The sequence below is a fragment of the Candidatus Regiella insecticola LSR1 genome (genome assembly GCF_000143625.1).
Classification (GTDB): Bacteria; Pseudomonadota; Gammaproteobacteria; order Enterobacterales; family Enterobacteriaceae; genus Regiella; species Regiella insecticola.
Window position 1 is genome coordinate 216,766 of sequence record NZ_GL379589.1, and the last position, 11,967, is coordinate 228,732.

Sequence of the window (11,967 nt, forward strand, 5' to 3'; positions counted from 1 at the left end):
ATAAATAACACTGATTGATAGGCGTTACTATATTGCTTTTGGTTAATGCTATTACTTATGGTTTAATCGTTTCACCATATGATTACCAACATATTGGATCAGGCATACTAATAAGACTAATAACACTAATACGCTATTCATCACTGTAGCATTATAACCGATGTATCCATACTGGTATCCAATTTGACCAAGCCCCCCAGCTCCAATAGCTCCTCCCATTGCGGAATAACCAACTAAAGTAATGAGGGTAATGGTTGCCGCATTGACCAAACTAGGTAGTGCTTCAGGCAATAGCACCTTGCTAATAATCTGTAATGGCGTAGCTCCCATTGCCCGTGCGGCTTCAATTAAACCCATAGGGATCTCCAACAAAGCATTTTCAACCATGCGCGCAATAAAGGGAGCCGCACTTACAGTCAATGGTACTATAGCGGCTTGTAAGCCAATAGAAGTGCCAACCATCAAACGAGTAAAGGGAATCATCCATACTAATAAAATAATAAAAGGTATTGAGCGAAAAACATTAACCAGTGTAGATAGCAACTTATGCAGCATATTATTGGCAATAATTTGTCCGGGTCGCGTGACATACAGCAATACGCCAATGGGTAATCCAATCACAAAACCGAAAAAACCGGAAACACTCGTCATAATAACGGTTTCCCAAATACTTCGACACATTAGCCAAATCATTGCTTCAGACATAACCTAAAACCTCTATCTTGACATGATGATGCTGTAAAAAGGCAATTGCCGCTGATCTATTTTGTTCTAAGCCATGTATTTCAGCCAGCATAACACCAAATTTAACGCCGCCAGCATAGTCAATTTGTGAACTGAGAATACTAATATCGATATCAAATTTACGCACTGCTTGGGAAATCAAGGGGGCATTGACTGATTGCCCCGTAAACGCTAATTTTAACAATAATACGTTGTCTGTCGTTGGCTGCATTTGTATACGTTGAGTGTAGTCATCAGGGATATCCAAATGTAGTGTTGATTGAATGAATTGTTGTGCCAAAGGGGTTTGTGGATGAGAAAATATTTCACTAACGCTATTTTGTTCAATTAATTTGCCTGCATCGATTATGGCAACTTGGTCACAGATACATTTCACAACATCCATTTCATGAGTGATTAACAAAATAGTCAATCCTAAACGGCGGTTAATATCTTTTAATAACTTTAAAATGGAGCGAGTGGTAGCAGGGTCTAATGCGCTAGTGGCTTCATCACATAATAAAATTTTGGGGTTATTTGCTAAAGCTCGGGCAATCGCCACTCGTTGTTTTTGCCCCCCAGAAAGATTAATAGGATAAGTATATTGTTTGTCTATTAATCCAACTAGCGCTAATAATTCACTGACTCTCTTTTTTATTTCAGCCTTCGGTAGGTTGTTCAATTCAAGAGGCAGAGCAATATTATCAAAAACATTACGAGAAGAGAGTAGATTAAAATGTTGAAAAATCATACCGATTTGGCGTCGATTTTTCATCAGCTGCCAATCTGATAATTTGGTAAGATCTTGCCTGTCGATCAATACCTGGCCGCTGGTAGGGCGTTCTAACATATTTGCACAGCGAATGAGGGTACTTTTTCCCGCTCCGGAACTGCCAATAACACCATAAATCTGCCCGGCGGGAACATGAAAATTTACGTCAGAGAGTGCATTAATAACACGCGAACCTTGCTGAAATACCTTACTGATGTGAAGAAATCTAATCATATTATTTTTACTGTTATACGCTTCTATGGCGCTATAAATAGTGCGATGAAAAATAAAATCAGCAGCTAACTGACAGATATACCCTTTGCCTTTGAAATTGCCGCTAGGCGGCCAGGGTGTGAGACCGATGAGCGTAGATAGACTACGTGATTCGGGCGAACCCCGCAGCCAACAACGCGGCGGCTTCAAAGGCGAAGGGTATAAATTGGATGCTAAGGTGTCTAGATGGCCAAGTCAACTTTACTTGCAGTGATTTAGAATTTAAAAAAATATAAATTTTGTGTATAAATAATAAGCTCGAAAAACATTTACGATAATTTCTTGTTATTCTAAAATCACCCCCTATAATGCACGTCTCATCGAGGCAGCTGTGAGTGATTATTTGTTAAGCGGCCTCGAGTTAAGAAAAAATTCAGAGCAAAGAAGGCCTTGACTCTGTGAGAAGAAAGGGTAGAATGCGCCCTCTCGTTGTAAGGCTAGACGAGAATCTCTTTAACAATTTATCAGACAATCTGTGTGGGCACTGGCGAGTGCGCTGTTGTGCTGCTCTGTAATATTGAGTGCAGTAAAAGCAGTATAAAAGCTGACAGCGGATTGGAACTTGTTTTTTTTATGGAAACATAATAGAAAGCAGGGTCTGTGAAGTTGTTAAAAAAGTAATAAATTGAAGAGTTTGATCATGGCTCAGATTGAACGCTGGCGGCAGGCCTAACACATGCAAGTCGAGCGGCAGCGGGGAGTAGCTTGCTACTCTGCCGGCGAGCGGCGGACGGGTGAGTAAAGTCTGGGGATCTGGCTTATGGAGGGGGGTAACCATTGGAAACGGTGGCTAATACCGCATGATGTCGCAAGACCAAAGTGGGGGACTTTAGGGCCTCACGCCATAAGATGAACCCAGATGAGATTAGCTAGTAGGTGCGGTAATGGCGTACCTAGGCGACGATCTCTAGCTGGTCTGAGAGGATGACCAGCCACACTGGAACTGAGAAACGGTCCAGACTCCTACGGGAGGCAGCAGTGGGGAATATTGCACAATGGGCGGAAGCCTGATGCAGCCATGCCGCGTGTGTGAAGAAGGCCTTAGGGTTGTAAAGCACTTTCAGCGGGGAGGAAGGCGGTAAGAGTAATATGCTTATCGATTGACGTTACCCGCAAAAGAAGCACCGGCTAACTCCGTGCCAGCAGCCGCGGTAATACGGAGGGTGCGAGCGTTAATCGGAATAACTGGGCGTAAAGGGCATGTAGGCGGTAAGTTAAGTCAGATGTGAAATCCCCGAGCTTAACTTGGGAACGGCATTTGAGACTGGCGGGCTAGAGTTTTGTAGAGGGGGGTAGAATTCCAGGTGTAGCGGTGAAATGCGTAGAGATCTGGAGGAATACCGGTGGCGAAGGCGGCCCCCTGGACAAGGACTGACGCTGAGGTGCGAAAGCGTGGGTAGCAAACAGGATTAGATACCCTGGTAGTCCACGCTGTAAACGATGTCGATTTGGAGGTTGTGGCCTAGTGTTATGGCGTCCGAAGCTAACGCGATAAATCGACCGCCTGGGGAGTACGGCCGCAAGGTTAAAACTCAAATGAATTGACGGGGGCCCGCACAAGCGGTGGAGCATGTGGTTTAATTCGATGCAACGCGAAGAACCTTACCTACTCTTGACATCCACGGAATTGAGCAGAGATGCTTAAGTGCCTTCGGGAGCCGTGAGACAGGTGCTGCATGGCTGTCGTCAGCTCGTGTTGTGAAATGTTGGGTTAAGTCCCGCAACGAGCGCAACCCTTGTCCTTTGTTGCCAGCGCGTGATGGCGGGAACTCAAAGGAGACTGCCGGTGATAAACCGGAGGAAGGTGGGGATGACGTCAAGTCATCATGGCCCTTACGAGTAGGGCTACACACGTGCTACAATGGCGCATACAAAGAGCGGCGAGCGTGCGAACGTAAGCGAACCTCATAAAGTGCGTCGTAGTCCGGATTGGAGTCTGCAACTCGACTCCATGAAGTCGGAATCGCTAGTAATCGTGGATCAGAATGCTACGGTGAATACGTTCCCGGGCCTTGTACACACCGCCCGTCACACCATGGGAGTGGGCGGCAAAAGAAGTAGGTAGCTTAACCTTCGGGGGGGCGCTTACCACTTTGTGGTTCATGACTGGGGTGAAGTCGTAACAAGGTAACCGTAGGGGAACCTGCGGTTGGATCACCTCCTTACCAAAAGATGGCGGCTACGCCGAGTGCTCACACAGATTGTCTGATGAAAGTAGCGAGTGGTTTTTATGGAGAGAGCGTTCTTCATAGGAACGATGTAGCCATGTCCCCTTCGTCTAGAGGCCTAGGACACCGCCCTTTCACGGCGGTAACAGGGGTTCGAACCCCCTAGGGGACGCCAATTTGCAAAGGCAAGGGTCTCTGCATATTGAACATGCTGTTTAACAATCTGGAACAAGCGAGTAATGAGTAACCTGATGGAGTTGAAAGACACTTTCGGGTTGTGAAGTTAAGTAATGAAGCGTACAGGGCGGATGCCTAGGCAGTCAGAGGCGAAGAAGGGCGTGCAAATCTGCGAAAAGCGACGGTGAGCTGATAGGAAGCGTGATTAGCCGTTGATACCCGAATGGGGAAACCCAGTGCAAGCAGTTGCACTATCGTTAGATGAATAAACTAGTTTAACGAGGCGAACCGGGAGAAGTGAAACATCTAAGTACCCCGAGGAAAAGAAATCAACCGAGATTTCCCGAGTAGCGGCGAGCGAAAGGGAAGCAGCCCAGAGTGTGCATCGTTATTGTTATCAGAGGAAAGGTCTGGAAAGGCCTGCGAAAGAGGGTGATAGCCCCGTACTCGAAGATAGCAGTAGTGTGAGCTCGAAGAGTAGGACGGGACACGACAAATCCTGTTTGAAGAAGGGGGGCCCATCCTCCAAGGCTAAATACTCCTGACTGACCGATAGTTAACCAGTACCGTGAGGGAAAGGCGAAAAGAACCCCGGTTAGGGGAGTGAAATAGACCCTGAAACCCTGTACGTACAAGCAGTGGGAGCCTGCTTCATGCGCGAGTGTGAAGAGGGGGTGACTGCGTACCTTTTGTATAATGGGTCAGCGACTTATATTCTGTAGCGAGGTTAACCGAGTAGGGGAGCCGTAGGGAAACCGAGTCTTAACTGGGCGATTAGTTGCAGGGTATAGACCCGAAACCCGGTGATCTAGCCATGCGCAGGCTGAAGGTTGGGTAAAACTAACTGGAGGGCCGAACCGACTCCTGTTGAAAAAGTAGCGGATGACGTGTGGCTGGGGGTGAAAGGCCAATCAAACCGGGAGATAGCTGGTTCTCCCCGAAAGCTATTTAGGTAGCGCCTCGTGGGTTAATCTTTGGGGGTAGAGCACTGTTTCGGCTAGGGGGCCATCCCGGCTTACCACCCCGATGCAAACTGCGAATACCGAAGAATGAGACCACGGGAGACACACGGCGGGTGCTAACGTCCGTCGTGGAAAGGGAAACAACCCAGACCGCCAGCTAAGGTCCCGAAGTGAGGGTTAAGTGGGAAACGAAGTGGGAAGGCGAAAACAGCCAGGATGTTGGCTTAGAAGCAGCCATCATTTAAAGAAAGCGTAATAGCTCACTGGTCGAGTCGGCCTGCGCGGAAGATGTAACGGGGCTAAACCCTCCACCGAAGCTGCGGCAGTAGCGTTGGAGACGACGTTATTGGGTAGGGGAGCGTTCTGTAAGCCGTAGAAGGTGAGCTGAGAGGCGAGCTGGAGGTATCAGAAGTGCGAATGCTGACATAAGTAACGATAAAGCGGGTGAAAAGCCCGCTCGCCGAAAGACCAAGGGTTCCTGTCCCACGTTAATCGAGGCAGGGTGAGTCGACCCCTAAGGCGAGGCTGAAAAGCGTAGTCGATGGGAAACGGGTTAATATTCCCGTACTGTTTGTGACTGCGAAGGGGGGACGGAGAAGGCTAGACTATCCGGGTGACGGTAATCCCGGTTCAAGCGTGTAGGTAGGGAGAGTAGGCAAATCCGCTTTTCCATAAACACTGAGGCGTGATGACGAGGCACTTAGGTGCAGAAGTAGTTGATGCCCGGCTTCCAGGAAAAGCCTCTAAGCTTAGGTTACAAACAATCGTACCCGAAACCGACACAGGTGGTCAGGTAGAGCATACTAAGGCGCTTGAGAGAACTCGGGTGAAGGAACTAGGCAAAATGGTGCCGTAACTTCGGGAGAAGGCACGCTGGCATTAGGTGAGGGGACTTGCTCCCTGTAGCTGAAGTCAGTCGCAGAGACCAGCTGGCTGCAACTGTTTATTAAAAACACAGCACTGTGCAAACACGTAAGTGGAGGTATACGGTGTGACGCCTGCCCGGTGCCGGAAGGTTAATTGATGGGGTAAGTAGCAATACGAAGCTCTTGATCGAAGCCCCGGTAAACGGCGGCCGTAACTATAACGGTCCTAAGGTAGCGAAATTCCTTGTCGGGTAAGTTCCGACCTGCACGAATGGCGTAATGATGGCCAGGCTGTCTCCACCCGAGACTCAGTGAAATTGAAATGGCTGTGAAGATGCAGTGTACCCGCGGCAAGACGGAAAGACCCCGTGAACCTTTACTATAGCTTGACACTGGGAGTTGAAACTGACTGTGTAGGATAGGTGGGAGACGTAGAAGCGATGACGCCAGTTGTTGTGGAGTCGCCGTTGAAATACCACCCTGTGAGTTTTGGTTTTCTAACTCAGCGCCGTAATCCGGTGCGAGGACAGTGTCTGGTGGGTAGTTTGACTGGGGCGGTCTCCTCCTAAAGCGTAACGGAGGAGCACGAAGGTTAGCTAATCACGGTCGGACATCGTGAGGTTAGTGCAAAGGCATAAGCTAGCTTGACTGCGAGAGTGACGGCTCGAGCAGGTACGAAAGTAGGTCTTAGTGATCCGGTGGTTCTGAATGGAAGGGCCATCGCTCAACGGATAAAAGGTACTCCGGGGATAACAGGCTGATACCGCCCAAGAGTTCATATCGACGGCGGTGTTTGGCACCTCGATGTCGGCTCATCACATCCTGGGGCTGAAGTAGGTCCCAAGGGTATGGCTGTTCGCCATTTAAAGTGGTACGCGAGCTGGGTTTAGAACGTCGTGAGACAGTTCGGTCCCTATCTGCCGTGGGCGTAGGAAGATTGAGGGGGGCTGCTCCTAGTACGAGAGGACCGGAGTGGACGCATCACTGGTGTTTGGGTTGTCATGCCAATGGCATTGCCCGGTAGCTACATGCGGAAGAGATAACCGCTGAAAGCATCTAAGCGGGAAACTTGCCCCGAGATGAGTCTTCCCTTGAGGGACGTTTAAGACTAAGACGTTGATAGGCTGGGTGTGTAAGTGTGGTGACACATTGAGCTGACCAGTACTAATGGACCCGATAGGCTTAACTTCACAACACCGAAAGTGTTTTGGTTTACGCGCTTGTTAACAGATTAGCTGTGTACGCAGCATACAGAATTTGCCTGGCGGCTATAGCGCGGTGGCACCACCTGACCCCATTCCGAACTCAGCAGTGAAACACCGTTGCGCCTATGGTAGTGTGGGGTCTCCCCATGCGAGAGTCGGTCACCGCCAGGCTACCAATACCACAAGCCTCTTGCTCAATGCGAGAGGCCTTTTTCTCAAAAATCAAAAAATCGGTGGTGCGGTAGTTCAGCTGGTTAGAATACCGGCCTGTCACGCCGGGGGTCGCGGGTTCGAACCCCGTCCGCACCGCCACCCAAATTTCCTCCTTCCTTATGCTTAATTATTCATATAATCTATTAGACCTTTCTTTTCGTTAACGATTTTTTTATTTTTGTTAGCGTGCACAAATGAGAATTTCAACTTTTTTTTAAAATAGACCTCTTCGGAAACTATCATTTATCTAATTTCCATATTATAAATTGCAGCAATCAGATTAAATCTTAATCCAAAACGTTTTCGCCTGTTTCGATAACGGTCTGATACAATTTTAAATCTTTTAATCATACCAATGACATGTTCGTTTAATACACGCTGGCTTGATAACGCACGATTGTTGCGTTTATCTTCTTTTGTTAAGGGATTTTTCTTTGTCTTTTTCTTAGGCAACGCCGAGTTTGAATGAATCTTGCCAAGCCCTTGGTAACCTGTATCGGTAACTGTTTTGATGTCAGGATGTATTCGCACACCAGACTCCTTAAACAACCTAAAATCATGGCGCCTCCCATTCGTAAAGCTTGTACAGATGACTGCTTTACTTTTTTTATCAACGAGCACTTGTGTTTTTAAGGTGTGTCGTTTCTTTTTTCCTGAGTAAAACGGCTTTTGTTTTTTTGGGGACGTTCAATCGGCGTTTCTGTGGCATCAATAAGAACCAGCTCATACTCCCTATCCCTTTTTAATACAGCTTTGCGTCCAGGTAGGGCAAAATCAGGATGCTTTATTAGCGTATTCTCTATCCATTTAATCGTTTCATAGCATGTGCTCTCACTCACGCCATAGCTTTGGCTGACATGAAAATAAGTGCGATATTCTCGTATATACTCCAGTGCCATTAATAAGCGCTCTTCTAAACCCCGCTTGGGTTTCCGACCTCCTTTCCCTTGCTTACTCTTATCTGCTTCATTCAATATCTTTATCATCTTTTCAAATGTACTGCGTTTAACACCCGTTAAGCGACGAAATTTTTCCTCTTCCAGTACTTTTATTACTTCATATTTCATGGCGGCTCCTTGTTCAGGAGTATTTTACCAAAATTCTTATATGAATGCTAGTTTCCGAAGAGGTCTAATGTAAGTGATATCTTCGATGTTTCGGCTCTGCCAATTGAGAGCCGATCTGTGCATGATATTGAGATGATTTATGTTTGAGGTTGATAGATATTAATTTTTGCGCCATTTTTTAAATTGGTTGATTAAAGCATTTGTTGAGCCGTCATTGGTGGATATTTTTTCATTATTCCGCAATACAGGTAAGATATTATTCGCAAGCTGTTTACCGAGTTCTACTCCCCATTGATCAAAACTAAAAATATTTAAAATTGCTCCCTGTGTAAAAATTTTATGCTCGTATAGTGCGATTAACATTCCTAGGTTAAAGGGGTTGATCTCACGTAGTAAGATTGAATTAGTCGGCTTATTCCCTTCGAATTCCTTGCATGGTATGACCTCTGTAATTTGTTCTGGTTTTTTATCTGTAGCGGTCGTTTTTTTTTCTACTTCGATTTCTTCGGGGCAGGTTTTACCAAATGCGAGTGCTTCGGTTTGAGCAAAGAAATTTGATAATAATATATCATGATGATTATTTAATGGATTATGGCTGATAGCAGGGGCAATAAAATCACAAGGGATCATTTTAGTACCTTGATGAATCAGCTGGTAAAAGGCATGTTGACCATTAGTCCCCGGTTCTCCCCATATAATCGAGCCGGTCTGATAAGTTACCCTTTTACCGTCCCGATCAACACATTTGCCATTAGATTCCATATTTCCCTGCTGGCAATAGGCAGGAAAACGATGCATATATTGATCGTATGGCAAAATAGCTTCAGTTTCCGCACCAAAAAAATTGTTGTACCAGATGCCGATTAATGCCAGTAGAACCGGTGCGTTTTTTTCTGCTGGAGCTTCTTTAAAATGCTTATCCATTGCATGGGCGCCTTCCAGTAAATTTTTGAAATTCTCAAAACCGATTGACAGTGCGATAGATAAACCAACGGCTGACCATAGGGAGTAGCGTCCGCCAACCCAATCCCAAAACTCGAACATATTTCTTGTATCAATACCAAATTTACTGACAGCTTCGCTATTAGTCGATAATGCGACGAAATGCTTGGCGATATCGCTTTTTTCTTTGACAGTTTTTAGTAACCACTCGCGAGCACTATGAGCGTTGGTCATGGTTTCTTGCGTGGTGAATGTTTTCGATGCGATTAAAAATAAAGTGGTTTCAGGGTTAAGCTTTTTTAATGTCTCGATAATATGAGTGCCATCAATATTAGAAACAAAATGCATGTGTAGATGATTTTTATTGTGTGCTAATGCTTCGGTTACCATATAAGGACCCAGATCTGAGCCGCCGATGCCAATATTGACTACATCCGTAATCGCCTTGCCGCTATAGCCTTTCCACTCTCCTTCGATAACACACTTACAGAACTCTTCCATTCTCGCCAGTACTTTATTCACTTCTGGCATTACATCTTTGCCATCCAGTAAAACAGGATGATTATCACGATTGCGCAAAGCGGTATGTAAGACCGCACGATCTTCTGTACGATTGATTTTTTCTCCGCTAAACATTGAATCGATTGCATCTTTCAGATGTGTTTCTGTTGCCAATGCCTGTAATTTTTTCATGGTTTCAGCGTTAATGCGATTTTTCGAATAATCTACCAACATTTCATCTTCTATGGTGATAGAAAATTGGGAAAACCGTTCCGCATTTTCTTTAAAGAGATCACGGATATGAATTTTTTTCATTTCTGCAAAATGTTGCTGTAATGCTTTCCAAGCCTTGGTTTCACTTGGGTTAATATTTTTCATAATGCGATTTTCCTAGGTAAAAAGATGAATGGAAATAATTTTTTGATTATATAATACCTTGTTAATTTTAGTGGTGGTAACTTGATGATGATCAATTTTGCAGATTAACAGGGATCCTTTGAGTGACTCAGCAACAAATTTTTATTATTGAACACAGTTCGCAAAATAGACTAATAAGGCATTATAGTATTGATATCTTTTAGTGATAAGCAGTATTCTCTCTGCTTTATATAGATAAATTACTGTATTCTAATAAATTAATTGAAAAATTATCATGACTCAAGGTACGCTTTATATTGTTTCAGCGCCGAGTGGCGCGGGTAAATCAAGCCTGGTTCAGGCGTTATTACAAACCCAATCTTTAGATACTTTTGCTAGGGATCTTGGGGTAGCGCAATCAGATGACGAACAACAAAAAGCACAAACTTCAGCTAAAATCGTTGTTGGTGGCAGCCGTCCGTTATGTAATATGAAGGTTTCTATTTCGCACACGACACGTGCAAAACGTGCGGAGGAAAAGCATGGGGAGCATTATTTCTTCATTTCTGAAAAAGATTTTTGTCAGATGATCGATAATGATGCTTTTCTCGAATGGGCAAAGGTATTTGGCAATTATTATGGTACTGCAGCTGCTGTAGTTGAGCAAAATTTGTCAAACGGGATCGATGTTTTTTTAGATATTGATTGGCAAGGTGCTCGGAACGTTCGTTTGAAGAAGCCGGAGGCGCGGAGTATTTTTATCTTGCCTCCTTCAGAAGAGGAATTGTATCGCCGATTACGTCAGCGTGCTCAGGATAGCGAAGAAATTATCGCTAAACGTATGGCACAAGCTGTCTCTGAGATGAGTCACTGTGTGGAATATGATTATTTAATTGTCAATGATAAATTTGACGTAGCATTATCTGATTTACGGGCGATTATTTGTGCTGATAAATTGCATTTAAATCGACAAAAAGAACATTATGCTACTTTGATAGAGAAATTAACGGGCAGAGAGCCAAGACAATAAAATCGGCTAGTTCAGACTGAGCATAAGCGCCCATAAAGTAGTAAATTCCGTAAAAATGAAACATTAACGAAATTGATTTAGTATTTTAATGTCGTTGTGAAGATAAGCGGTACGCCGAAAAGCTTTAACATGGTAAAAGACAAGGTATTTTTCAGCACCAACGGTGTAATTTATTATCTCTAACGTGGGAATTGTATAATTTCATTACGAAAAAGCACCCGCTTTTAAAGCCGGAGCTTTCACCTTCTCGGACAGCAAGCAGTATATACCCAATGAATTTCGAGTTACGGCAAGGCGGCAAGGGCGACCGATCGATGAGCGTAGACATGCTACCTGATGAGGCGAGCACCCGCAGCCAACGCCGCCGTAACTTGAAAGGCGAAGGGTATATCATGTCCTGTTATCTAATTACTTTTATATGGAGCAATACATTATGGCACGAGTTACTGTTCAAGACGCTGTAGAAAAAATTGGTAATCGTTTTGATTTAGTATTAGTCGCTGCTCGCCGTGCGCGTCAACTTCAACAGGCTAGGGGAAAGGGATCACTGGTACCGGAAGAAAACGATAAAGTTACAGTGACGGCTTTGCGCGAAATCGAAGCGGGTTTGATTACTAATGCTATTCTTGATGGTTTAGAGTGTCAGGAGCGTGAAGGGAATCAAATGGTTTCTTTCAATGAAAATTATACCAACCTTTAAATGCGAGTCTG

8 protein-coding genes, 2 tRNA genes and 3 rRNA genes are annotated in these 11,967 nt (G+C 45.0%); 9 read left to right on the forward strand and 4 right to left on the reverse strand.

Translation table 11 applies throughout. The features are described from left to right. Nucleotides 1–51: 51 nt before the first annotated feature. Nucleotides 52–705: a methionine ABC transporter permease MetI gene (locus REG_RS01465; RefSeq protein WP_006704186.1), complete on the reverse strand. Its 654-nt coding sequence runs from the start codon at nucleotides 703–705 to the stop codon at nucleotides 52–54. Then, the gene (metN, locus tag REG_RS01470; protein ID WP_039907075.1) at nucleotides 698–1,729 is read right to left on the reverse strand and encodes a methionine ABC transporter ATP-binding protein MetN; all 1,032 of its coding nucleotides are present in this window, start codon (nucleotides 1,727–1,729) and stop codon (nucleotides 698–700) included. Before metN ends, REG_RS01465 begins: the two co-directional genes overlap by 8 nt. A gap of 91 nt (nucleotides 1,730–1,820) precedes the next feature. Here metN and REG_RS12970 point away from each other — a divergent pair, with 91 nt between their 5' ends. From REG_RS12970 to REG_RS01495, 6 genes are all read left to right on the forward strand, one after another. Then, on the forward strand, nucleotides 1,821–1,982 hold the full coding sequence (locus tag REG_RS12970; RefSeq protein ID WP_176603363.1) for a hypothetical protein: 162 nt from the start codon (nucleotides 1,821–1,823) through the stop codon (nucleotides 1,980–1,982). 408 nt (nucleotides 1,983–2,390) lie between these two features. Continuing rightward, nucleotides 2,391–3,933, forward strand: a 16S ribosomal RNA gene (locus REG_RS01475). A gap of 102 nt (nucleotides 3,934–4,035) precedes the next feature. Beyond that, nucleotides 4,036–4,111 (forward strand) — tRNA-Glu (locus REG_RS01480). A 106-nt stretch (nucleotides 4,112–4,217) separates the two neighbouring features. Beyond that, nucleotides 4,218–7,131, forward strand: a 23S ribosomal RNA gene (locus tag REG_RS01485). Nucleotides 7,132–7,201: 70 nt separating this feature from the next. Next, a 5S ribosomal RNA gene (gene rrf, locus REG_RS01490) occupies nucleotides 7,202–7,317 on the forward strand. The 16S, 23S and 5S rRNA genes sit together here with 2 tRNA genes alongside, the layout of an rRNA operon. Nucleotides 7,318–7,381: 64 nt before the next feature. Further along, nucleotides 7,382–7,458 (forward strand) — tRNA-Asp (locus REG_RS01495). Nucleotides 7,459–7,602: 144 nt separating this feature from the next. Here the strand turns inward: REG_RS01495 and REG_RS11735 are convergent. Next, nucleotides 7,603–8,426 (reverse strand): IS5-like element ISRein1 family transposase gene (locus REG_RS11735; protein ID WP_260200023.1). Its coding sequence is split into 2 segments (ribosomal slippage): nucleotides 7,603–8,039 and nucleotides 8,039–8,426, totalling 825 coding nucleotides; the frame shifts between segments, so codons are not numbered across the junction. Between the two features lie 159 nt (nucleotides 8,427–8,585). Next, nucleotides 8,586–10,247: a glucose-6-phosphate isomerase gene (gene pgi / locus REG_RS01510; protein WP_006704188.1), complete on the reverse strand. Its 1,662-nt coding sequence runs from the start codon at nucleotides 10,245–10,247 to the stop codon at nucleotides 8,586–8,588. Nucleotides 10,248–10,521: 274 nt separating this feature from the next. On the opposite strand from pgi, the gene gmk reads away from it, so the two are divergent. The 3 genes from gmk (at nucleotide 10,522) to rpoZ (ending at nucleotide 11,956) form a co-directional block, all read left to right on the forward strand. Continuing rightward, nucleotides 10,522–11,256: a guanylate kinase gene (gmk, locus tag REG_RS01515; protein ID WP_006704189.1), complete on the forward strand. Its 735-nt coding sequence runs from the start codon at nucleotides 10,522–10,524 to the stop codon at nucleotides 11,254–11,256. A 272-nt stretch (nucleotides 11,257–11,528) separates the two neighbouring features. Then, nucleotides 11,529–11,720 (forward strand): hypothetical protein, encoded by a 192-nt coding sequence (locus REG_RS11000; protein ID WP_006704190.1) that lies wholly within the window; start codon nucleotides 11,529–11,531, stop codon nucleotides 11,718–11,720. After that, the gene (gene rpoZ, locus REG_RS01520) at nucleotides 11,690–11,956 is read left to right on the forward strand and encodes a DNA-directed RNA polymerase subunit omega (RefSeq protein ID WP_039906892.1); all 267 of its coding nucleotides are present in this window, start codon (nucleotides 11,690–11,692) and stop codon (nucleotides 11,954–11,956) included. Before REG_RS11000 ends, rpoZ begins: the two co-directional genes overlap by 31 nt. The last annotated feature ends 11 nt before the right edge of the window (nucleotides 11,957–11,967 follow it).

Excerpts from the sequence above, each read along its gene's own strand:
- rpoZ (WP_039906892.1), top strand. The coding sequence starts at position 11,690 with ATGGCACGAGTTACTGTTCAAGACGCTGTAGAAAAAATTGGTAATCGT.
- gmk (WP_006704189.1), top strand. The coding sequence starts at position 10,522 with ATGACTCAAGGTACGCTTTATATTGTTTCAGCGCCGAGTGGCGCGGGT.
- metN (WP_039907075.1), bottom strand. The coding sequence starts at position 1,729 with ATGATTAGATTTCTTCACATCAGTAAGGTATTTCAGCAAGGTTCGCGT.
- REG_RS11000 (WP_006704190.1), top strand. The coding sequence starts at position 11,529 with ATGAATTTCGAGTTACGGCAAGGCGGCAAGGGCGACCGATCGATGAGC.
- pgi (WP_006704188.1), bottom strand. The coding sequence starts at position 10,247 with ATGAAAAATATTAACCCAAGTGAAACCAAGGCTTGGAAAGCATTACAG.
- REG_RS01465 (WP_006704186.1), bottom strand. The coding sequence starts at position 705 with ATGTCTGAAGCAATGATTTGGCTAATGTGTCGAAGTATTTGGGAAACC.